Raw genomic sequence first — 21909 nt, 5'->3', positions numbered from 1 at the left:
GGCGCTTTCACGCCGCCCTGCGCTTCAGCCGCATGACGAAGCCGATCACCTCGGCCACGGCGCGGTAATGCTCGGCGGGAATCTCGGAATCGATCTCCACCGTCGCATGGAGCGCCCGCGCCAGCGGCGGGTTCTCCATGATCGGCACATCGTGCTCCTTGGCGACGGCGCGGATGCGCAATGCCAGGGAATCGACGCCCTTGGCGACGCAGATCGGCGCCGCCATGCCCGCCTCGTAGCGCAGGGCGACGGCGTAGTGGGTGGGGTTGGTGACGATGACCGTGGCGGTGGGGACGTCGGCCATCATGCGCTTGTTGCCCCGCGAGGCGCGGATCTGCCTCATCCGGCCCTTCACCTCCGGATTGCCCTCGCTCTCCTTGTGCTCCTGCTTCATCTCTTCCTTGGTCATGCGCAGCTTCGAGCGCCAGCGGAAGCGCTGGTACAGGGCGTCGCCCATGGCGATGACCACGAAGATGGCGAGCATGCCGCCGAGAAGCTTGAGGGCGATGCCGAGGATCGCGGGCAGCATCGCCGCCGGATCGAGCCGGGCGAAGACCTCGAGCCGGTCGCGCTCGTTCCACAGGATGGTGCTCGCGACGACCCCCACCAGCATCAGCTTGGCGAGCCCCTTGAGGAACTGGACCAGGGCCTCGACGCCGAAGATGCGCTTGATGCCGGCCATCGGCGAGATCCGATCGAATTTCGGCATCAGGGCATCGGTGGAGAAGACAAGCGGGTGCTGGACGAGACCGCCGGCGAGGCCTGCGATGACCACGAGGCTGACCGGAATCACGAGCGCCTGGGCGCAGATGAGCAGCATCCGCATCCCCATCTCGGTATAGGCGGTGGGGTCGGAGGGGACCTGATGCGCGTTCATCAGGAAGGCGCGCAGGCTCACCACGAGATCCTTGGCGATCGTTCCCGATGCCAGCAGCAGCGCCATCGTGAAGGCTGCCAGGATGAAGAAGGTGTTGACCTCGATGCTGTTGGCGACGTTGCCCTGCTCGATCGCCTTTTCGATGCGCCGTTGAGTCGGCTCTTCTGTCTTGTCTTCCTGGTCGCTGTCGTCGGACACGGCTCAGCGCTCCCCTGTCCGGCGCATCGTCGGACCGTTCGACACCGCCTTCATCGCCCGGTCAACTCGCCGAGGTAGCGGCCGATATCGTCGAGGAAGACGCTCATCATGATGCCGAGGCTGCCGAACAGGATCAGCATGCCGATGAGCACGGAGGCCGGCACCGCGATGAAGAACACCTGCATCTGCGGCATCAGGCGCGAGAGCACGCCGAGGCCGACATTGAACAGGATCCCGAAGGCGATGAACGGCGCCGAGATCTGGACCGCCAGGAGGAAGCCGCGCGCCATGGCCCGGAGCGCCAGCTGGGCCGCCTCGCCCATGGCCAGAACGCCGTCGGGCGGCAGCATCACGTAGCTCCGGCCGATGGCATCGAGCGCCACATGATGCAGGTCGGTGGCGAGGATGAGGGTGATGCCCAGCATCATCAGGAAGTTGCCGAGCGCCGCCTGCTGGCCGCCCTGCGTCGGGTCCACGGTCATCGCGTAGGACAGGCCGAGCTGCTGCGAGACGATGACGCCCGTGGTCTGCAACGCGGCCAGCACCATGCGGACGGTGAGGCCCAGGACGAGCCCGATCAGCAATTCGCCGATGAGGAGCGAGATCAATCCGGGCGCCGCGAGCGCAGCGCCCTGCATCGGCAGCAGCGGTCGCACCATCGGGAACAGGATCAGCGAGACGAGGAGCGCGAAGGCGAGACGGATGCGCGGCGAGACGGATTGTTCGCCGAGCCCCGGCAGCAGCATCATCAGCGTGCCGATGCGCGCGAAGGTGAGCAGGTAGGCCGCCGCGATGCCGGGCAGGAGCAGGTTCATGATCCTGCATAGCAGCGCCCGGCCCGGCGCGTCATCCGCCCGATACGATGCGGGCGGCGATGCGGGTCATGTAGCCGGCGAGCGCGTCGCCCATGAAGGGCAGCATGAACAGGAGCGCCGCGAAGACGGCGACGATCTTGGGCACGTAGATCAGCGTCTGCTCCTGGATCTGCGTCAGTGCCTGGAGCAGCGACACGATGAGGCCGACCACGAGGGCAACGATCATCAGCGGCCCCGCGACCTTGAGGAACACGAAGATCCCGTCCCGGGAGACGTCGAGGATGGCAAGGCCGGTCATGGACTGATGTCTCGTTGTGGGTGAAATGGCAGCGTCTGGTGCGCATCCCCCTCCCCACTGAGGCTACTGGATTCGCACATTTCGCGGGTTGCGCGGCCCTCCTCCCCCTTGTGGGGAGGAGTTGGAGGTGGGGGTGGTCGGGCGACCCTGATGCTGCGGAGGCTGGCGGAGCCACCCCCACTCCTGACCTCTCCCCACAAGGGGGAGAGGGACGCGATCTGCCTGAAAGGAAAAACGGGTGGATCCAGTCGCCCGGTGAGCTGAGGGGATTCTCGCGCTAGATCTGCATCCGCATGATTTCCTCATAGGCGGAGATCACGCGGTCGCGGACGGCGACCAGGGTCTGCAGGGCGGTCTCGCTCTCGGCGACGGCGGTCACCACGTCGACGACGTTGGCCTTGCCGCCCGCCACCGACAGGGCCTGGGCATCGGCTTTCGCGCCGCTCTCGCCGATCTTGTCCATGGCCGAGGTGAGCAGCGAGGTGAACCCGCCATCCGCCCCCGAGGTCGGGGCGATCCTGGGCGTACCGCCCTTCATCCCGCCGATGTTCTGGACGGCGGCGTAGGCTCCTGCGGCGAAGGCGTTGGTCGGCATGGCGGCGGACTTTCGGGAGAGGAAGAGCGTCAGGCCTTGAGGATGGCGAGGGTGGCGTTGATCATCTTGCGGGTCGCGGTGACCATGTTCAGGTTGGCCTCGTAGGAGCGCTGGGCCTCGCGCATGTCCATGTTCTCGATCAGCCCGTTGACGTTGGGCATCCGCACCTCGCCGCGCGCATCGGCGCTGGGATTTCCCGGATCGTACTTGGTGCGGAACGGCGAGTTATCCCGCCTCACCCGCCCGGCCTCGATCATCGACGCGCCGGTCTCGCGGTCGATATGCTGGGTGAAGGTGGGGATCTTGCGCCGGTAGGGTTCGGCGCCGACCCCGCTCGGGGCCGAATCCGCGTTGGCGATGTTCTCGGCGATGATCCGCATCCGGCCCGACTGGGCCTTGAGACCGGATGCCGCGATGGTCAGGGATTTCAGGAATTCCACGGCGCGTACTCCGCAAGCTCAGGGGTGGGCGGAACGATCAGCGCTTGCCGATGGCGATCTTCAGTTTGTCGAGGCTCTTCTGGTACATCGTCGCGGCGAGCTGATAATCGGCCTGGTTGTCACCGGCCTTCATCATCTCCTCCTCGAGATTGACCCCGTTCCCGCTCGGCCTGATCTCGAACCCGTTGAACCGGCGCGGCTCCGCGCCCGGGCCTTCGGGGCCGCCGTTGAGGGCGATGTGAGCCGGGCTGGTGACGGCGAGGCCCGAATTGCCACCCGTGGATCCGGAGGGCTGGGCGAGATCGCCGGTCCCGCCGCCGAAGCTGGGGCTCGCGAGATCGCGCGGCTTGAAACCCGGCAGATCGGCGTTGGCGACGTTCTCGGCGAGAAGCTTCTGGCGCGTCTGATTCCACTGCATCCGCGTGCGAAGCATGGAGAGAATGGGGAGATCGGTGACGGACACGGTGCTCGGAGCCCCTCGGCGCCGCCGGATGACCCCGGAGCGATGGGCAAAATCTGCCGCCTCCATGGTTAACGTCCGGTTAAGAGCCTGGCTGTCAGCAGCGGATGCTCGGCGCGGAAGTTGCCTGTTAACGAACTCTTAACGTTATTGCCTTCCGCCGCTGCGACCGTGATATCAGGACAACCTGTGCTGCGTAGGGCCTCCGGCCCGAAACCCGAAAGAGCCCGATCTTGTCAGCGTTCTTTAATTCGGACGGCTCCTTCCCGCTCCAGTTCCTGATCATATTCGCCGTCATTTTCGCCGTTCTGGCCGCCATCGTCCTGATCTTCCGGCGGTTCTCCGGCAGGGGCATGGCCCTGTCGAAATCCGGTCCGCGCGGCCGTCAGCCCCGTCTCGGCATCGTCGACATCTACGAACTCGACCGGCAGCGGCAGCTGATCCTGCTGCGCCGGGACAATGTCGAGCATCTGCTCCTCGTCGGCGGTCCCAACGACGTCATCGTGGAGCGCAACATCCACCGGGGCGCGGGATCCCGCCTCCCGCTCGACGAGTCGGCCCGGGCGGAGCCGCTCCCCGAAGAGCCGGTCTTCGAGCCGGCGCGGCCCGCCGATCCGCCCGCGCCGCCGGTCATGCAGCCTCCCGTCTTCCACGAGCCCAGGGCGCCGATTCCGGAACCGGCCGCGATCGTCAATGCGCCCGCCGAGCCCCCTGGCGAGGGCCTCGCCGAGTCGAAGCCCGCTCCCCGCTTCACCAAGGCGGATCTGATTGCGGCGAAGGCGGCGCGGCGGAACCCGCCGCCTTTGGCCAACCTGAAGCCCGAAGCTCCGGACCTGCCACGTCCGGCGGTCACCGCGCCGGATGTGGTCGCCGAACCGATCGTCCCTGCCGTCGAAGCGCAGAAGCCAGCCAAGGCGCCGGAAGCCCCACCCGCACCGGTGGCGCCCGCCGTGATCGAGGCGCCGAGCCCGGAGAAGGCCCCGGAGAAGGCGGTTCGGCCACAACCTCCGGTGAAACCCGCGCCCGTCGCGGAGGCGGCTCCCGTCGTTCCGCCGCCCCTGGCGCGGCCGACGAGTTCCCGCCCCGTGGACGCGGCCATCCTGTCCGACATGGCACGGCAGCTCGAAGAGGCCCTGCGCCGGCCTTCGGCCGCGATCTCCCCCTCCACGCAGGCCGTCCCGTCGACACCGCCAAAGGCGCCCCCCGTGCCCCCCGTGCCCCCCGCCGAGCCGAAAGTGGCGGCGGCGAAGCCCGAACCGCGTCCCGAACCCGTTGCCCCGGAGAAGGCGAAGGCGGACCAGCCGATCGACCCGATGGCGGCCGCCATGGCCACGCCCGTGGAGATCGCCCCGGACGAGTCGCCCGTGGTTCCTGCGAAGGACAAGCCGGCGAGTGCCGGACCGGCTCCGACCGAACCGGTCTTCGCCGATGCCGTGTCGAGCGAGCCCGCGCGGAGCGAGCCTGCGACCACCCAACCGGACGTGTTCCTTCCGGCCCCGCCGCCTCCGCCCGCTCCCAAGAAGGTGCCCGCCGCGAGCCAGAATCCATTCTCGGTGGAGGAGATCGAGGCGGAGTTCGCGCGGTTGCTGGGACGTCCCCTCGACAGGAAGGGCTGACCCCGCCGCGGCTATTCGGCGGCGGAGCGTGACGGGAAGCCCTTTCCGTCATTGGCGAGTGTGGTCGGCAGGGCGAAGGCCCCCTCGGTGGGCTCGTCCTTGCGCCCGATGAAGCGACCGAAGAGCCGGACGAAGAAGCGCGACAGGTCGTCCACCAGGACGAAGATCGCCGGCACGAAAATCAGCGATAGGCCCGTCGAGACGATGAGGCCGCCGATGACCGCGACGGCCATCGGCGCGCGAAATTCGCCGCCGATGCCGAGCGCCATGGCCGACGGCACCATGCCCGCCGCCATGGCGATGGTGGTCATGACGATGGGCCGGGCGCGTTTTCGACCGGCGTCGATGATGGCGGTGGCGCGGTCGACGCCTCGTGCCATCTCCTCGATGGCGAAATCCACCAGCATGATCGCGTTCTTGGTCACCACGCCCATGAGCATCAGGATGCCGATCACCACCGGCATCGAGATGGGCATGTGGAAGATCAGCAGCCCGAGGATCGCCCCGCCGATGGAGAGGGGCAGCGAGAACAGGATGGTGAGCGGCTGAAGGAAGTTTCCGAACAGCAGCACCAGAACGCCGAACACCATCATCAGCCCCGCGCCCATGGCGAGGGCGAACCCTTCGAACACCTCGCCCATGATTTCCGCGTCGCCGGTCTGGCTGATGCTCACGCCCGGCGGCAGGTTCTTCGCGGTCGGCAGCGCCATCACGGATTCGATCAGGGTGCCCAGCGCGTCCGAGCCCTCCATGTCGGCCTCCAGGGCCACGCGGATCGAGCGGTCGTAGCGGTCGATCGCCGTGGGACCACGCCCGAGGCTGAGATCGGCCACCGTGGAGAGCGGAACGGAGGCGCCCCCCTTCACCGGGACTTTCAGGCTCTCCAGCTGGGACAGGTCACCGCGCAGGGCGAGCGGCAGCTGAACCCGGATCGGAACCTGCCGGTCGACGGCGTTGAACTTGGCGAGGTTGGCGCCGATGTCGCCGATGGTCCCCACCCGCACGGTCTCGGCGATGAGGTCAGTGGAGACGCCGAGATCGGCCGCGACGCCGGCTTTGGGGCGGATGCGGATCTCGGTGCGGTCGAGGGGGGCGGTGGAGAGCACATTGACGAGGTGGGGCACGGAGGCGGCCTCGCGCTGCAATTGCGCCGCCGTCTCCGAGACGAGGCGCAGGTCCGGCCCCGAGACGATGAGGGCGAGATCGCGCTGGCCGCTGTCGCGCAGGGACCAGAACCGGATGTCCGGCTCCTCCCGCAGGATCGCGCCGATGACCCTGTCGAGCTGCTTTTGGGTGCGGTGACGGGCGTTCTTCGGCGTCAGGTTGATGGTGAAGCTCGCGAGCCGCACCTCCTTCTTGGCGGGCAGCTGGCGGCCGCCATCCACGAACACGCTGCGCACTTCGGGCAGCGCCTTGATCTTGTCGACGATGCCGTCCGTGATGCGGGTGGTGTCGGCGAGCCGGGCACCGGGCGGCAATTCGACCACGAAGATCGTCCGTGCCGCATCCTCCGCAGGCAGGAAGCCGGCGGGCAGCAGACCGGTGGACATGATCGATCCGGCAAAGCAGGCGAGCCCCACCACCAGGGTGATGAACTTGTGCCGCACCGACCACGCGACCACGCGGGTATAGGCCCGCATCACCGGCCCCTCGCGCTCGTGGTCGGGGCCGTGATCGCGCAGGAAATAGGCGGCCAGCAGTGGCGTGATGAGGCGCGCCACCAGCAGGGACATGAACACGGCCGCCGCGATGGTGAGGCCGAACTGCTTGAAATACTGGCCGGCGATGCCGCTCATGAAGGAGACGGGTGCGAAGATCGCGATGATCGTGGCGGTGATCGCGATGACCGCGAGGCCGATCTCGTCGGCGGCTTCGAGAGCCGCCCGGTAGGCGGATTTACCCATCCGCATGTGCCGGACGATGTTCTCGATCTCCACGATGGCATCGTCCACGAGGATGCCGGTCACGAGGGTGATGGCCAGCAGGCTGACCGCGTTGAGCGAGAAGCCGAGGGTGCTCATCACCCAGAAGGTCGGCAGCACCGAGAGGGGCAGCGCGATGGAGGCGATGAGGGTCGCCCGCCAATCGCGCAGGAACAGGAACACCACGATGACGGCCAGCGCCGCGCCCTCGATGAGGCTCAGCATCGCCGAGTGATAGTTGCCCACCGTGTTGATGACGGAGGTGTCGATCAGGTCGAACCGGACACCGGGATTCTTCGTGCCGAGATCGGCGATCTTGCGAGCCACCGCGCTGGCGACCTCGGCATCGCTGGCGCCCGTCGCACGCGAGATCGCGAAGGCGACGACGGGCTCGCCGTTGAAGCGCGCGAAGGTGCGCGGCTCCTCCGACCCGTCCACCAGCGTCGCCAACTCGTCCAGGCGGACCTTGCGGTTGCCCGGCACGACGATGGAGGTCTGGGCCAGGGTGTCGAGGCTGGCGGCACCGGCCAGCGTCCGGATCGACTGTTCCTGGCCGCCGAGTTCGCCGCGCCCGCCCGCCATGTCGGCCGAGGTGAGGCGGAGCTGGCGGTTCACGTCCGCCGCGGTAATGCCCAGCGCCAGGAGCCGGTCGGGTTTGAGCGTCACGCGGATCTCGCGGGCGACACCGCCCAGGCGCTCGACGCCACCGACGCCCTTCACGCCCTGGACCTGCCGGGCGATCACGTCGTCGATGAGCCAGGACAGGTCCTCCGACGTCATGGCCGGTGCCGAGGCGCCGTAGACCATGATCGGCAGTCCGGCGATCTCGACGCGGCTGATGATCGGCTCGTCGATGGTGCGCGGAAGCGTCACCCGCACCTTGGCGATGGCGTCCTTCACGTCGTTGACGGCGCGGTCCACGTTCACTTCGAGCCTGAACTCGATGGTGGTGGCCGAGACGCCCTCCGAGATCGTCGAGATGATGTGCTTGACGCCCTTCACCCCGGCGACGGCATCCTCCACCACCTTCGTCACCTGGGTCTGCAGTTCGGAGGGAGCCGCGCCGGCCTGGGTGACCTGGATCGCCACGATCGGGATGTCGATGTTCGGGAACTGCGTGATCGGCAGCGAGCGGAAGCTGACGAGCCCGAGGATCATCAGGACGAGGAACAGCACGATCGAGGTGATCGGCTTGCGGATCGCCCAGGCTGAGATGTTGAGGCGCATGGGCTGACGGGTCCGATTCTCAGCGCGACGTCACGGAGGCGGCGGCTTCGGCCTTCGGCTGCACCGGTCTGACCCGGTCGCCATGGCGCAGAAAGCTGCTGGCCCGCGCGACGACGGCCTCGCCGGATCTCAACCCCTCGCGGATTTCCATGAACCCGTCCGCCGCGAGGCCGGAGACGACCTTACGGGCCTCCACCGTGCCGTCATTCACCACGTAGACGAGGGCCGAGCCGTCGATCCCGTAGAGTACGGCGGAGAGGGGAACGGCCACGGAGTTGCGCCGCGCCACCTCGACCTTGCCGCGGGCGAAGGCGCCAATGCGCAGGGCCGGGTCGCGGTCGAGGCTGATACGGATCTTGCCGAGGCGCGTCAGCCGGTCGATCTCCGGGTCGATCCGGCGGACCTTGCCCGTCACGATCCTCCCCAGGTCCGCTTCGAGACGCACGATGTTGCCGCGCTCGATCCGGGGCATCCAGGTTTCCGGCACCTCGCCTTCGAGTTCGATCTCGCCACGCGCGATGAGCCGGAACAACGGTTCGCCCGTGGAGGTCGCCGCCGCGCCGATCCTGGCGGTGCGGCGGCTGACGATGCCTCGGTCGGGTGCCTTGATGTCGGTGCGCGCGCGCCTGAGGGCGATCTCGTTGCTCTGCGCCCGCGCCGCCGCGAGATCCGCTTCGGCGAGTTGCAGGCCTCCGTTCGCGGCAGCGAGCCTGCCTTCGCCGCCCTGGGCGGCCGAGACCCGCTGCTCCAGCACCGCCGCCGTGGCGTTCCCGGTCTTGATGAGGGAGCGGGCACGCTCCAGCGAAAGATTGGCCTCGATCTGCGCGGCCTCGGATTGGACGATCTGGCTGCGGGCCTGGACGATGGCCGCCTGAGCCTTGGCGATGGCGGCGACGTTGGCCGCCTCCTGCGTGGCGATCATCTCCAGCGAGAGCCGGGCCAGAACCTGCCCTTTCTCGACCTCGGCGCCTTCCTCCACCAGCAATTCGGTGATGCGGTAGCCCTCGATTTCGGGCGCCACCAGGATTTCGTCGCGCGGGACCAGGGTGCCGGTGACCACCGCCTGCTCGACGATCTCGCGATCGGCGGCGGCGACGATGGTCACCGCCGGCGCGGGCGCGGTGGAACCGCTCGTCGGCGGGACTTCCGCCGCGTGGATCACATGGGACGACACGAGGAGCGGAAGGATCGAGAAGAGCCGAAGCAGGCGCATGAAGAGGTGGCTCACCGTTCGACGGATCGATCTGGAAGACATCGTCGGCGCGGAGCCGCTTTTTACGCCCATGCAACGTGACACCGGCGTTTTCGTGACGCTCGACGCATTGCGTGTGGCAACGCTTTGACCTTCGACGGTGCGACCCGCTGAAATGTACCAGCGTCCGGACATTCGGGACGACCTCATGGCCAGTCGGTGAAAGCTTTCTCCAGGAACTTTGCCGCCGCGAGCGCTCGCGCATCGTCTCCGAAGCGGGCGATGACCTGCACCCCGAGCGGCGGCCCCTCCCCCGGCACGGGGACGGTGACGCACGGCACGCCCATCATCGTCCAGAGCCGGTTGAAGCGGGAATCGCCGGTGGAGGCGTAACCCTCCGGCGCTCGGCCCGGGGCCGAGACCGTCAGCAGGACGTCGAGGTCGGAATTGCGCAGGATGTCCCTCAGGCTGCGCCTGGCGTGATGCGCCACGCGCCGGGCCGCATCGTAGGCCGCGGCCTCGATGGTCCGGGATGTGTCGAGATGGGCGCGCAAGAGCGGAGGCAGCGAATCGCGGTGGGTTTCGTATTCCCAGGCGAGGGCCTGCGCGGATTCGAAATCCTGGATCGTCGCGTGCTCGTCGACGGCATGGCGGAACTCGTCGGGCAGGGTGAAGGCGCGGATGCCGGCGCCCGCCGCTTCCGCCATCGCCCGCGCCCGGTCGAGGGCCTCCAGCGCCTCGGGTTCGGCAGCCTCGCAATAATCCGGGATGAGCAGCCCGATCCGCGGCACCGTGGCGGGCTGGTCGATCTCCGGCCGGCCGGCGATGAGGGCGAGGGCATGGGCGGCATCGGCCGCGCTCGCGGCGAACAGGCCGAGCGTGTCGAGGGTCCAGGAGAAGCACTTCACCCCCACCGTCGGCAGGAGTCGGAACGACGGTTTCACGCCGACGACGCCGCAATAGGCAGCCGGCCGGATCACCGAGCCGCCGGTCTGAGTTCCCAGGGCCAGCGGCAACATGCCCGCGGCCACGGCCGCCGCCGAACCGGCGGAGGATCCGCCCGGCGTGCGGCCCGGCGCACGGGGATTGCGGGTCTCGGTCGGATCGATGAAGGCGAAGGCGGTGGTGGTGGTCTTGGCCAGGGGCACTGCGCCGAGGCGCTTCAGCCGCGCCACGATGGGGGCATCGGCGCGCGGTTGCCAGCCACGATAGATCGACGACCCCATCTGCGTCGGCAGGTGGGCGGTGTCGATGATGTCCTTGATGCCCACCGCGATTCCAGCGAGCGGTCCCGCATCGGGAACGTGCGGATCGGGATCGGTCGCCACGAAGGCGCGGATCGATGGTTCGTGCTCGGCTATCGCGTCCCGGGTCAGCGCCACGGCCTGCGCGGGGGTGAGCGACCCCGCTTCGATACGGGCGCGCATGGACAGGAGCGAGAGCATCGTCATCGGGTGGCTCGCGGGGACGCGGTTGATGGGAAGCGGGTGGCTCGTTCTAAGCAGGTTTCACCAAGACGGTCACCGGTTTGGCATTCCGAAACCTCTGACACCCCAAAGGTAGGAGCGAGGTGAAACCTCGGCCTGCCGACGCGAACCCGCTCAGGGGGCGGCGAGGAGCGTCTCCGGCCGCCCGTTCGGATCGTCGAGGTGATGGCAGTTGCGCCGGGGAGCGTCCAGCGGAGCGCCGTTCCACGAGGCGTCGGCCTTGCAACTTCCGGATGAGCCATTCATTGCCGCTCAGCTTTGGTCTCTCTCATGCATGGCGCGTCGGCCGAGGGAGAGCGACGATGGAAAGCGTGCCCGAGACACGCGCCAGGCCGGAGCGCTTCGAGAGTAGGGACGTGGGAGACGATGGCGGGAGTCGAGACGCAGGCGGCCAAGGATCGCGTGGGCATGATGTGCCAGTCCCTGCGCCGCGCCATCGTCGAGCGTGCGTTGGCACCCGGTGACCGCCTGCCGGAGGATGCCCTGGGCGAGCGCTTCGGCGTGAGCCGCACCATCGCGCGGCAGGCTCTGGGGCAACTCGCCGGTGAGGGACTGGTGGAACTGCGCCGCAACCGGATCGCCATCGTGGCGACCCCGAGCTGGGAAGAGGCGCGCGACACGTTCGAGGTCCGCATTTCCCTCGAACGCCTCGTGGTCCAGCGCCTGGCCGGTCGCCTCACCGCCGAGCAGGAAGCGATCCTGCTCGCCCATATCGATCAGGAGGACGCGGTTCGCGGCGGACCCGAAGCCCCGTCGATCCGCCTCGCCACCGAGTTCCACCTGCTTCTGGCGCGGATGACCGGCAGCCCCGTCCTCGTCCGCTACGTGGCCGAGCTCGGCTATCGCTGCGCGCTGACCCTCTCGCTCTACAGCCGGCCGCATTCGTCGGATTGTGCCGTCAACGAACACCGCGAGATCGTGGCCGCGCTGATGGCCGGCGACGTCGACCGGGCGACCCACCTGATGGATCACCACCTCGATGCCGTGGCGGTGCGCGCGCACATCGTCGCCGAGCCGCCGCGAGACCGCGACCTCGGCCGGGTCCTGGCGCCCTACGTCACGGAGAAGAGTACTTTGCGACGCCGGGCTGGTTGAAGCGGCGCAAATGCGATTTCGCGCCGGCTTGCGACCTGCGCCAATCCATCGGCTTTAATCTCTCGGCAACCCTGAAAGCCTAGGCCCCTCTCCTCGGACCGTCGGCCCTGACAGGAGAAGCCCGCCTTGCGTGAACCGTTCGTTCCCGATGCGCTGGCCGAGCGGCTGCGGGCCAAGCGGCGCAATACGAGGCCGGTAGCGGCCCTGGTCTGCGAGCCCGCCAAACCCGTCTTCGCCGAGTTGCTCGATGGGCGCGGGCATGGCACCGGGCAGTTCGTCCGGCTGTCGCAGGGCATGGTGGAGCGCATCGCGCGGGTGATGCGCGATGAGGTCGTCGGCGGAGGGGCTTGAACGGCCGGCGAGGCCGCATCCCACCGGACGCTGTTCCGGTTCGGCGAGAACGGCCGTACAGAGCCGGCGATGGATCTCAGACCGTACCAGCGCGCCAGCCTCGATGCCCTCTATGCCTCGTGGCGCGACGAGACCGGCGATGGGCTGATCGTCCTGCCCACGGGGGCGGGCAAGGCCTTCGTCATCGCGGCCCTGGTGCGGGAGGTGATCGCCGAGCGTCCCGATGCGCGGATCGCCATCGTCACCCATACCCGCGAGCTCATCGCCCAGAATCATCGTGAGCTCATGACCTACTGGCCTGATGCGCCGGCCGGCATCTACTCGGCCGGGCTCAACCGGCGCGAGACCGCGACGCAGATCCTGTTCTGCGGCATCCAATCGGTCTGGAACCGCCTCGACGCCATCGGTGCCTTCGACGTCGTGGTGGTGGACGAGGCCCATCTGATCCCGCGCGATGCCGAGACCCGCTACGGTCGGTTCCTCTCGGGCCTGCGCGCCGTTCGGCCGGACCTGCGCGTCGTCGGCCTCACCGCGACCCCGTACCGGCTCGATAGCGGCCGCCTCGACGAGGGCGAGGGCCGGCTGTTCGAGCGGATCGTCTACGAGGCCAATGTCGGCGACCTGATCCACCAGGGCTACCTCGCGCCCCTGATCTGCAAGGCCACCGCCACGGCGCTCGACGTCTCGGGCGTGGCCAAGCGCGGCGGCGACTACATTCCCAGCGCCCTCGAAGCGGCGGTGAACCAGGACTGGATCACCCGCGCGGCGGTGGAGGAAATGGCCGGTTTCGGCCGCGACCGCCGGGCCTGGCTCGCCTTCTGCGCGGGCGTCGCCCATGCGGAGGCGGTGCGCGATGCGGTTCGGGCGGAGGGCTTCAGCTGCGAGATGGTGACGGGCGAGACCGGCAAGCGCCAGCGCGACCGGATCGTGCGCGACTTCACCGCCGGGCGCCTGCGCTGCCTCACCTCGGTGGGCGTCCTCTCCACCGGCTTCAACGTGCCGCGCGTGGATCTCATCGCCCTGTTGCGGCCGACCCAGAGTACGGGGCTCTATGTCCAGCAGGTGGGCCGTGCCTTGCGCACCGCGCCGGGCAAGTCCGATGCGCTGATCCTCGACTATGCCGGTCTGGTGCGGATGCACGGGCCGGTGGACATCGTCACCGCGCGCAGTGCCGCCGCGATCAAGGGCCGTGAGGGCGAGGTGCGGGCAAAGCCCTGCCCCGGCTGTGGCGCGCTCATCGCCCTCAATGCCAGCACCTGCGAGGCGTGCTGGGTGGAGCCGGACGAGACCGAGGAGGATGGGCCTGGCCACGAGGCAGCGGCCGACGACGAACATCCGATCCTGTCCCGCACGGTTCCGGTCTGGCAGAGTATCTCCCGATGGCGGCTCGGTCGCCATGCGGCGTCCGGCAGCCTCGATGTCGAGTTCCAGACCGAGGACGGATCGAGCCACCGGGTGCGGATCGCCCTGGAGCAGGCGGGCTATGGTCGCGAGAAGGCGGTGCAATGGTGGCGTCAGCTCGGCGGGGGGCGCGACGTGCCCATGACCGTCGTCGAGGCCCTGGCGCGGACCGAGGAACTCACCCGCCCCGCCGCCATTCTGGTCCGCGCCAACGGCCGGTTCTCGGAAAGCGTCAGCTACCGCTTTGCGGACGGCCGCACCTTCGTCGATACGCGGCGGCTCGCCGGAGCCGACGCCTGAGCGTGCTCGCTTATGCCGAGACGCCGTGCTTCGTGAGCAAGCGTTCGGCGCTGTCGTTCCAGACCTCCATCGTCACGATCAACCCGTCGCGGACGGTGAAGCGGTCGACGTAGCGGTTGCCCTCGAACGGGGTGCCATCCGGCCATTCGCCGTAGAGGGTGCCGAGGCTGTAGACCGTGGTGAACCCCTCCCCCGGCACCACGTCCAGACGTTCCATGCGCTTCTTCACCCAGGCATAGCGGCCCGCGTTGAACGCCGTCACCTCGCGCGGATGCCGGAAGACGCGGCCGCCGGTGAAGACGATCTCGATCCCCGGCGCCATGTAGCCCGCCGCCCTCTCCGGATCCGGCACCATGGAGGCTTCGAGATAGGCGGTGACGATGGCCGCGTCGGTGCCGGTATCGGTTTTCGGTGTGTCGCTCATGCTTCCGCTCCCCATTCGATCGCGAGCCTGCCCGAAGCTCGACCGAAGTGCATGCAATTAGTGTATGCAGTTTGGCGTGAAAGCAGGCAGCGGGATTCCTGTGCGCAGGAATTATCTATATATTTCAATTGCCTGGGAAATGGCATGGCGGTTGCGGCGACGGATGCAATTCTTCCGGAGCTCCGATCCATGCGCAAGCACAGCCCATCGCCGATGACCCGCCGCCTCGCCCTCGGCGCGACCGCCCTGATCGGGCTCTCGCTGATCGTTCCGATCCAGGCGGCCGAGTCGATCAAGATCGGCCTCGTCACCGCCCTGTCCGGCCAATCAGCGAAATCGGGCGAAGCGATCTCGCGCGGCATCGGGCTCGCCATCGACGAGATCAACGCGGCGGGCGGCGTCCTCGGGCGTCCCCTGGAACTCGTGGCCCGCGACGACGAAGCCAACCCGTCGAAGGGCGTGCTGGCCGCCCGAGAGCTGATCCAGCGCGTCGGCGTCGTCGCCCTGGTCGGCGGTCTCGATACCCCGGTATCCATGGCGATCGTGCCCATCGCCAACCAGATGAAGGTGCCCTTCCTCGGCCCCTGGGCGGCGGGCACCGGCATCACCCGCAACGGTGCCGCCGACAATTATGCGTTCCGGGTCTCGGCGGTGGACGCCCTCGTGGACGAGGCCCTCGTCGCCTACGCCGTCAAGACCTACCAGGCCAAGAAGCCCGGCATGATCCTCGTCAACAACGCCTGGGGCGAGTCGAACCAGCAGGGCCTCACGGCGGCCTTGAAGGCCGTGGGCCTGCCCGCCGCCGGCATCGAGAAATTCGAGGCGTCCGATGTCGACATGGTGCCCCAGCTGACCCGGCTGAAGGAGGCCGGCGCCGACGCCCTGTTCATGGTCGGCAATGTCGGACCCTCGGCCCAGGTAGTGAAATCCCTCGACCGGATGGGCTGGACCGTTCCCGTCGTGTCGCATTGGGGACCGGCCGGCGGTCGCTTCGACGAACTGGCCGGCCCGAGCGCGGCCAAGGTCCATTTCATCCAGACCTTCACCTTCGCCGGCAACGCCTCGCCCAAGGCCGTCGCCGTGCTCGATGCCCTGAAGGCGAAGTACCCGGCGATCAAGTCCATGGCCGACGTGACCCCGGCGGTGGGCATCGCCAACGCCTATGACGCGACGCATCTCCTGGCCCTCGCGATCGGCGAGGCCAAGTCCACGAAGGGGCCGGACGTGCGCGACGGCTTCTACAAGATCGCCACCTATCCCGGCCTCATCAAGACCTACGACAAGCCCTTCGCCCCGGACCGTCACGACGCGCTCGGCCCGCAGGACTACGTCTTCACGCGGTTCAAGGACGGCGAGATCGTCGCCGTGGCGAACTGAGGGAGCGGCCATCGCCATTTATCCCACCCGCCACCTCATCCTGAGGCGCCGCGAAGCGGCCTCGAAGGAGGTCTCCGGAACTCACTGTGCGAACTGGACGCCTCCTTCGAGGCCTCCGCTTCGCTTTGGCGCCTGAGGATGAGGTGGCTGGGTGGGATGGACGACATGATACGGTGAAAGTGAGAATTCCATGCTGACCGGCTCCCTCGTGAGCGGCCTCGGTCTCGGGAGCATGTACGGGCTCATCGCCCTCGGCTTCCATGTGACTTATGCCGTCTCCGGCACCGTGAACTTCGCGCAAGGCAGCGCCGTCACCCTCGGGGCGGTGCTCGGCTACATGCTCGGCATCACGCTCGGCTGGCCGATGCCCCTGGCGGTGGCGGCGGCCCTGGCCGGCTGCGCGCTCCTCGGCATCGTGGTCGAACGCATCCTGGTACGGCCCTTCGTCGAGCGTGGCTCCGATGCTTGGCTGCTGGCCACGGTGGCGGGCGGCGTGGTGCTCGACAACGTCATCCTGTTCACTTTCGGCAAGGAGCCGCGCAGCCTGCCCTCGCCCCTGGCGCGTGACCCGATCGACCTGTTCGGCACCGGGATATACCCGCTGCAGATCGTGATCCCGGTGGTCGGCCTCGCCGTCGCCTTCGCCATCCGCACGGTGTTCCGCCGGACCGATCTCGGCCGCGTTCTCCTGGCGGTAGCGCAGAATGCCGACGCCGCGCGGCTGATGGGCATCGACGTGCGTCGCACGGTGGCCTGCGCCTTCGCGCTCTCCGCCCTGCTCGCGGGCGCGGCGGGCCTCCTCATCGCTCCGCTGTTCTCGGTCTCGGCCGAGATGGGCACCCTGTTCGGCATCAAGGCCTTCGCCGTCGCCATTCTCGGCGGGATCGGCTCCGCCACCGGCGTGGTCCTGGCCGGGCTGCTCTACGGCGTCGTGGAGGCTCTGGTCACCGGATATCTCGGCTCCGGCTACACCCAGATCGTGGTGTTCTCGGTGATCATCCTCGCGCTGGCGCTGCGCCCCGACGGCCTTCTCGGCCGGGCCGCCGTGAACAAGGTCTGAGCCGATGCGCGCCGGAAGCTCCGCCCTGCCCCTCGCCATTCTCGCCCTCACCCTCGCGGGGATCGGCCTCGTGGCCGCCACCGACGGCTACAGCCATTTCATCATCGCCCTCGTGACGTTGACGACGCTGGCCGGAACGGGGCTGAACGTCCTCCTCGGCCTCACCGGTCTGATCTCCTTCGGCCATGCCGGATTCTACGCGATCGGCGCCTATGCGAGCGCCATCCTGACCCTTTCCGGGGTCAGCTTCTGGCTGGCGCTCCCCGCTGCCGGCCTGCTCTCCGGGGTTCTCGGCGGCGTGCTCGCGATCCCCGCCATGCGGGTGAAGGGCCCCTATCTCGCCATGGTGACGATCGCCTTCGGCTTCATCGTCGAGCATGGGCTGATCGAGGGCGGCGCGCTCACCGGAGGCCAGAACGGCCTCGTCATCGCCACCGGCCCGACCCTGTTCGGATTCCCGTTCCTGGAACGCGAACTCGCGATCCTGTCGGTGCTCGGCGCCGGCCTCGCCCTCTACGGCTTCCACCGCCTCGCGCGCAGCCGCCTCGGCCTCGCCATGCGGGCGGTACGGGACGCGGATGTCGCCGCCGCCTCCCTCGGCTTCGATCCGGTGCGGGTGAAGATCCTCGCCTTCATGATCTCGGCGGCGCTGACCGGCCTCGCCGGGGCGGTGCTGCCGCCGTTGATGCTGTTCATCGCGCCGAGTTCGTTCCCGTTCACCCAGTCGATCCTGTTCGTGCTCTCGGTGGTGGTGGGCGGTGCCGGCACGGTGCTGGGGCCGCTCTTCGGTGCCCTCGTCACCGTCCTCCTGCCGGAGACCCTGTCGGGTCTCGCCGAATACCGCCTGCTGTTCTTCGGCCTCGCCACGCTGGTCGTGCTGTGGCTGGTGCCGGCGGGCATCGTCGGCAGCCTTGCCCGGCTGCTGCCGCGCCGCCTCACCGGGGCCGCGTCCGGAACCGGCGGCGACGTCGCGTCCTATCTGGCCCAGCCACAGCCCGAGGCGCTCGCGGTGGAGGGGATCGGCATCAGCTTCGGCGGCATCAAGGCGGCGCAGGACGTCTCGGTGACGGCCGCCCCCGGAGCCGTCACCAGCATCATCGGCCCGAACGGGGCCGGCAAGACCACCGTGCTCAACATGGTCTCGGGTTTCTACCGGCCCGGTGCCGGGGCGATCCGACTCGCGGGTCGGGATCTCGCCGGACTGTCCGCCCACCGCATCGCCCGCGCCGGAATCGCGCGGACCTACCAGACCACGCGGCTGTTCGGCTCACTGTCTGTCATCGATAACGTGACCCTCGCCATCGCCCCCGGACGCCTGTTCAGGACGGGCGCGGGAAGCGACGTCGATGCTGCCACCGCGCTCCTCGCCTTCGTCGGCTATACCGGGGCCCTCCACCGGCCCGCCGCCGAACTGCCGCATGTGGACCGCCGCCTCGTGGAGATCGCGCGCGCTCTGGCGGGCCGACCGCGCGTCCTCCTTCTCGACGAGCCGGCGGCGGGCCTCACCCGCGCCGATACCGACCGCCTGGGCAGCCTCCTGCGTCGGATCGCGGAGTGCGGAATCGTGGTGGTCCTCGTCGAACACGACATGCCCCTCGTCATGGGCATCTCGGACCATATCCTCGTCATGGATGCAGGACGACCCATCGCGCTGGGGGATGCCGCCACGGTACGGGCGGATCCCGCCGTTCTGCGGGCCTATCTCGGAGGCGCCGACACCCCTGCCCGGCCGCGTCCGTCCCCATGGACGGGCCCCGCCGACGCGGTCCTCTCAGCCCTCGACCTGACCGCAGGCTACGGTGCCGCTCCGGTCCTCGACCGCCTCTCCCTCGATGTCCGGCCCGGTGAGACCGTGGCGCTCCTCGGGGCGAACGGGGCCGGCAAATCCACCGCCATGCGCGCGCTCAGTGGCCTGCTGCGTCCGGTGGACGGATCCGTCATCCTGGAGAACCGCTCCGTGTCCGGCCTGCCGGCCCATGCCATCGCCCGCCTCGGCCTCGCCCTCGTGCCAGAGGGCCGCCAGGTCTTTCCGGAGCTGTCGGTGGTGGAGAATCTGCGCCTCGGCGCGCATGGACGGAAGACCTCCATCGATCCGGGCGAGGTGGAGGCCCTGCTCGACCGGTTCCCCCGCCTGCGCGACCGGGCGACGAGCCGGGCCGGCCTGCTGTCCGGCGGAGAGCAGCAGATGCTCGCCATCGCGCGCGGGATGATGGCGCATCCGCGCATCCTCCTCCTCGACGAACCCTCCCTCGGGCTTGCGCCGTCCATGATCAACGCCCTCTACGCCGTGGTGGCGGAGTTGCGCGACCAGGGCGTCACCATCCTCATCGTCGATCAGATGGCCGCACTGGCCTTGACCGTTGCGGATCGCGGCTACGTCCTGGAGCAGGGCCGCGTCGTCGCCACCGGATCGGCGGCGGAGCTCTACGCCGATGAAGCTCTCGCCGCCGCCTATCTCGGCGCTGCGTGACAATCTGAGCCTATGAGACAGATGAAGGAGCGCGACGCTTTGACGGACGCAGGTAACGACCATGGCCGCTATGCCTACAGCGCCTTGCCCGACCGCCCGGTCTACGATTGGCCGGGGGGCAAGCGCCTCGCCGTCTACGTGGCGCTCAATCTCGAGACCTTCGATTTCGGATCGGGCCTCGGCGCCGAACTGGCTCCCGGCGGCCCTCAGCCCGACGTGTTGAACTACGCCTGGCGCGATTGGGGCAATCGCGTCGGTGCCTTTCGGATGAAGGCCCTCTTCGACGAGCTTCGCCTTCCCGCCAGCGTGCTGGTCAACAGCCGGCTCTACGAGGATTGTCCCGGCCTAATCGAGGCCTTCCGGGCGCGGGGCGACGAGATCGTCGGGCATGGCCGCACCAATGCCGAGCGCCAGGGCAACCTCGAAGAGGAAGCCGAGCGGGCACTCATCGCCGAGGCCACCGCCACCCTGACGCGGGAGGAAGGGAAGCCCCCCGCCGGATGGCTCGGCCCCTGGATCTCGCAATCACGCGTCACGCCCGATCTCCTGGCGGAGGCGGGCTACCGGTATCTCCTCGACTGGGCGCATGACGACCAGCCGGTCTGGTTCTCCACCCGCGACGGCGGTCGCATCCTCTCCGTGCCGTATCCACAGGAACTCAACGACATCCCCGCCATCGTCGCCAGGAAGGACTCCGCGCGGGACTTCGCCGCCATGATCGTCGACGCGTTCGACGAGATGCTGGTGCAGTCGCGGGAGGCGCCCCTCGTCATGGGGATCGCTCTGCATTCCTACATCGTCGGCCAGCCGCACCGGCTGCGGCCGCTCCGGGAGGCGCTCACCCATATCGCCTCTCATCGCGACGAGATCTGGCTCACCACCGCCGGAGGTATCGCAGGCCACGTGTTGGCGAGCGCGGTAGCCGATCCGCGATAGGGCGGACGCCACGGGGCAATCGACCGGGACGACGAGATTGGCCACTCCGTCCGTAATTCGCCGGTCAGAGATGCGGTATAAAAGGGTGGAAGGCGCCGGAACCTTGCGCCATATAGGGGACATGACCGAAACATCGACATACCCCTACACCCTGGAAATCCTCAGCCCCCGCACCGAGGGCGCGACCTATCAGTGGGCCATTCGCAAAGGCGGCAAGCTCGTCCAGCGCTCGGATCGCAGCCTGACCAGCGAGGCCAAGGCCCGCGAGAACGGACTCGCCCAGATCGAGAAGCTTCTTTCCGGCTTCGGCGAGCGGTAAGCTCGTCGTCCTTCGATCACGGTTGCATGAGCGGCGGCTGACCCATCAACGCGGTAATGCCGTGAATCACGCGCGCTTCGAAGAAGCCCCCGTCGGGAATGCCCGGCGGGGGCTTCTTTCGTTTCCATCGTGACACGGACGCCCTCGAACGGTCGGTCCGTGTCATCAGCCAGGATATCGCGCAGTCTGTCGGAACATCGCTGTGAGTGGAACCTCGGCAGCTTGAGGCGGCAAGCTGCTTCGGAATCTTTTCTGGCATATTATATCCCAGTGGTGCATTCCTGAGTTCGATTGCTGGGAGGCCGTTTCATGGCAAAGCCGATACAACCCGATCGTCCGATTTGGCCCCAACTCCCGGACAAGCCCGGCGACGTCGATCCGGTTTTCGAAGATCAGACTCCGTCGAGCGAGCCCGCGCCGAGCTTGCCGCAAGCCGATCGCATATCCGCCGACCCGGCAGAGGGTAGCGAGCCCGTGCGCCTGCGTTGAGCGCCGAAGTCATTCCTGGTGAGAGCCACGAGTCGCAGGCCAGCACGAGACGGATCCGCTGCGAAGCTTGAAACCTCTCGTCGGCCGCGTTGGTTGACGTCCCAGAGATCCACTCGTGAACTTTGGGACATTTGATGACGAAGAACGCCGCGTTACTCGCCAGTGTGTTGTTGACCGCCTCGGCACCTGCCTTCGCGCAGTCGGCGGGTCCCGCCGAGATCAAACAGCCGGGTCCGGCGCGCATGACCTCGCCGGGCACGTCGGATGTGCCGGTGGTGAAGCCGGGCGGCATCGATAACAGCGGTCCGGGTTCCATCGGGACCGAAGCCTATGGCTCCACCGGCGCGGAAAGCCGCTCGAACAATTCGGGGGCCGCGGGCAACGCCAACAAGCCGGAAGTCGCGATTCCCAACACCGGCGGTGGTGGCGGTCGATAAACGGAAGGCGATGGACGACCGACCGGCCCGCGTGAGGGGGGCACAATCGCGGGCCGGTCGATGTACCGCGCATTCATGGCCTGAACGCGCGATCCCTGGAATGCCCGGTGGAGCCGGGCGCGA

The 21909-nt window shown here is 68.4% G+C and carries 21 protein-coding genes; 11 read left to right on the top strand and 10 right to left on the bottom strand.

Features of this window, described 5'->3' with window-relative positions:
* Nucleotides 1-7 precede the first annotated feature (7 nt).
* The 6 genes from flhB to flgB all read right to left on the bottom strand — a co-directional run bounded on the left by flhB (nucleotide 8) and on the right by flgB (nucleotide 3686).
* The gene (gene flhB, locus A3OM_RS0105410; protein ID WP_018042714.1) at nucleotides 8-1075 is read right to left on the bottom strand and encodes a flagellar biosynthesis protein FlhB; all 1068 of its coding nucleotides are present in this window, start codon (nucleotides 1073-1075) and stop codon (nucleotides 8-10) included.
* 50 nt (nucleotides 1076-1125) lie between these two features.
* Nucleotides 1126-1890 (bottom strand): flagellar biosynthetic protein FliR, encoded by a 765-nt coding sequence (gene fliR, locus A3OM_RS0105405; protein ID WP_018042713.1) that lies wholly within the window; start codon nucleotides 1888-1890, stop codon nucleotides 1126-1128.
* Between the two features lie 31 nt (nucleotides 1891-1921).
* Nucleotides 1922-2188: a flagellar biosynthesis protein FliQ gene (gene fliQ, locus A3OM_RS0105400; RefSeq protein WP_018042712.1), complete on the bottom strand. Its 267-nt coding sequence runs from the start codon at nucleotides 2186-2188 to the stop codon at nucleotides 1922-1924.
* Nucleotides 2189-2465: 277 nt separating this feature from the next.
* Entirely contained in the window at nucleotides 2466-2783 is a 318-nt protein-coding gene (fliE, locus tag A3OM_RS0105395; protein ID WP_018042711.1) for a flagellar hook-basal body complex protein FliE, read from the bottom strand.
* A 29-nt stretch (nucleotides 2784-2812) separates the two neighbouring features.
* A complete protein-coding gene (gene flgC, locus A3OM_RS0105390; protein ID WP_018042710.1) occupies nucleotides 2813-3223 on the bottom strand; it encodes a flagellar basal body rod protein FlgC in 411 nt (136 codons plus the stop codon).
* A gap of 37 nt (nucleotides 3224-3260) precedes the next feature.
* A complete protein-coding gene (gene flgB / locus A3OM_RS0105385) occupies nucleotides 3261-3686 on the bottom strand; it encodes a flagellar basal body rod protein FlgB (protein WP_026175738.1) in 426 nt (141 codons plus the stop codon).
* Between the two features lie 230 nt (nucleotides 3687-3916).
* Between flgB and A3OM_RS0105380 the strand changes: the two genes are divergently transcribed.
* On the top strand, nucleotides 3917-5299 hold the full coding sequence (locus A3OM_RS0105380; protein WP_018042708.1) for a hypothetical protein: 1383 nt from the start codon (nucleotides 3917-3919) through the stop codon (nucleotides 5297-5299).
* An 11-nt stretch (nucleotides 5300-5310) separates the two neighbouring features.
* Here the strand turns inward: A3OM_RS0105380 and A3OM_RS0105375 are convergent, their stop codons facing one another.
* Together A3OM_RS0105375 and A3OM_RS0105370 are read right to left on the bottom strand one after the other, a co-directional pair.
* Nucleotides 5311-8448, bottom strand: coding sequence for an efflux RND transporter permease subunit (locus A3OM_RS0105375; protein ID WP_018042707.1), 3138 nt, complete (start codon nucleotides 8446-8448; stop codon nucleotides 5311-5313).
* Nucleotides 8449-8467: 19 nt separating this feature from the next.
* The gene (locus A3OM_RS0105370) at nucleotides 8468-9661 is read right to left on the bottom strand and encodes an efflux RND transporter periplasmic adaptor subunit (protein WP_018042706.1); all 1194 of its coding nucleotides are present in this window, start codon (nucleotides 9659-9661) and stop codon (nucleotides 8468-8470) included.
* Between A3OM_RS0105370 and A3OM_RS26530 the strand changes: the two genes are divergently transcribed.
* Entirely contained in the window at nucleotides 9660-9791 is a 132-nt protein-coding gene (locus tag A3OM_RS26530) for a hypothetical protein (protein WP_018042705.1), read from the top strand. The genes A3OM_RS0105370 and A3OM_RS26530 overlap by 2 nt on opposite strands.
* Before the next feature lie 55 nt (nucleotides 9792-9846).
* Here A3OM_RS26530 and A3OM_RS0105360 read toward each other — a convergent pair whose 3' ends face one another.
* Complete coding sequence (locus A3OM_RS0105360) at nucleotides 9847-11085, bottom strand: amidase (protein ID WP_026175737.1); 1239 nt, start codon at nucleotides 11083-11085, stop codon at nucleotides 9847-9849.
* Between the two features lie 408 nt (nucleotides 11086-11493).
* Here A3OM_RS0105360 and A3OM_RS0105350 point away from each other — a divergent pair, with 408 nt between their 5' ends.
* The 3 genes from A3OM_RS0105350 to A3OM_RS0105340 all read left to right on the top strand — a co-directional run bounded on the left by A3OM_RS0105350 (nucleotide 11494) and on the right by A3OM_RS0105340 (nucleotide 14274).
* Nucleotides 11494-12222, top strand: coding sequence for a GntR family transcriptional regulator (locus A3OM_RS0105350; protein WP_018042702.1), 729 nt, complete (start codon nucleotides 11494-11496; stop codon nucleotides 12220-12222).
* A gap of 126 nt (nucleotides 12223-12348) precedes the next feature.
* Nucleotides 12349-12573, top strand: coding sequence for a hypothetical protein (locus A3OM_RS0105345; protein ID WP_018042701.1), 225 nt, complete (start codon nucleotides 12349-12351; stop codon nucleotides 12571-12573).
* 69 nt (nucleotides 12574-12642) lie between these two features.
* A complete protein-coding gene (locus tag A3OM_RS0105340; protein WP_018042700.1) occupies nucleotides 12643-14274 on the top strand; it encodes a DEAD/DEAH box helicase in 1632 nt (543 codons plus the stop codon).
* Between the two features lie 10 nt (nucleotides 14275-14284).
* Here A3OM_RS0105340 and A3OM_RS0105335 read toward each other — a convergent pair whose 3' ends face one another.
* Nucleotides 14285-14698, bottom strand: a complete 414-nt coding sequence (locus tag A3OM_RS0105335; RefSeq protein WP_026175736.1) for a nuclear transport factor 2 family protein — start codon at nucleotides 14696-14698, stop codon at nucleotides 14285-14287.
* Between the two features lie 189 nt (nucleotides 14699-14887).
* Here A3OM_RS0105335 and A3OM_RS0105330 point away from each other — a divergent pair, with 189 nt between their 5' ends.
* The 6 genes from A3OM_RS0105330 (at nucleotide 14888) to A3OM_RS0105305 (ending at nucleotide 21786) form a co-directional block, all read left to right on the top strand.
* Nucleotides 14888-16075 carry an ABC transporter substrate-binding protein gene (locus A3OM_RS0105330; protein ID WP_026175735.1) on the top strand — a complete coding sequence of 396 codons (1188 nt, stop codon included), beginning with the start codon at nucleotides 14888-14890 and terminating at the stop codon, nucleotides 16073-16075.
* A 190-nt stretch (nucleotides 16076-16265) separates the two neighbouring features.
* Nucleotides 16266-17135: a branched-chain amino acid ABC transporter permease gene (locus tag A3OM_RS0105325; protein ID WP_018042697.1), complete on the top strand. Its 870-nt coding sequence runs from the start codon at nucleotides 16266-16268 to the stop codon at nucleotides 17133-17135.
* 4 nt (nucleotides 17136-17139) lie between these two features.
* Nucleotides 17140-19605, top strand: coding sequence for a branched-chain amino acid ABC transporter ATP-binding protein/permease (locus tag A3OM_RS0105320; protein ID WP_018042696.1), 2466 nt, complete (start codon nucleotides 17140-17142; stop codon nucleotides 19603-19605).
* Nucleotides 19606-19626: 21 nt separating this feature from the next.
* The gene (locus tag A3OM_RS0105315; RefSeq protein WP_018042695.1) at nucleotides 19627-20541 is read left to right on the top strand and encodes a polysaccharide deacetylase family protein; all 915 of its coding nucleotides are present in this window, start codon (nucleotides 19627-19629) and stop codon (nucleotides 20539-20541) included.
* Nucleotides 20542-20662: 121 nt separating this feature from the next.
* Nucleotides 20663-20860 carry a hypothetical protein gene (locus A3OM_RS0105310; RefSeq protein ID WP_018042694.1) on the top strand — a complete coding sequence of 66 codons (198 nt, stop codon included), beginning with the start codon at nucleotides 20663-20665 and terminating at the stop codon, nucleotides 20858-20860.
* A gap of 623 nt (nucleotides 20861-21483) precedes the next feature.
* A complete protein-coding gene (locus A3OM_RS0105305; protein ID WP_018042693.1) occupies nucleotides 21484-21786 on the top strand; it encodes a hypothetical protein in 303 nt (100 codons plus the stop codon).
* Nucleotides 21787-21909: the final 123 nt, after the last annotated feature.

It is taken from the genome of Methylobacterium sp. 88A (assembly GCF_000376345.1).
GTDB lineage: Bacteria > Pseudomonadota > Alphaproteobacteria > Rhizobiales > Beijerinckiaceae > Methylobacterium > Methylobacterium bullatum.
This window is presented reverse-complemented; position numbering and strand designations above follow the sequence as displayed.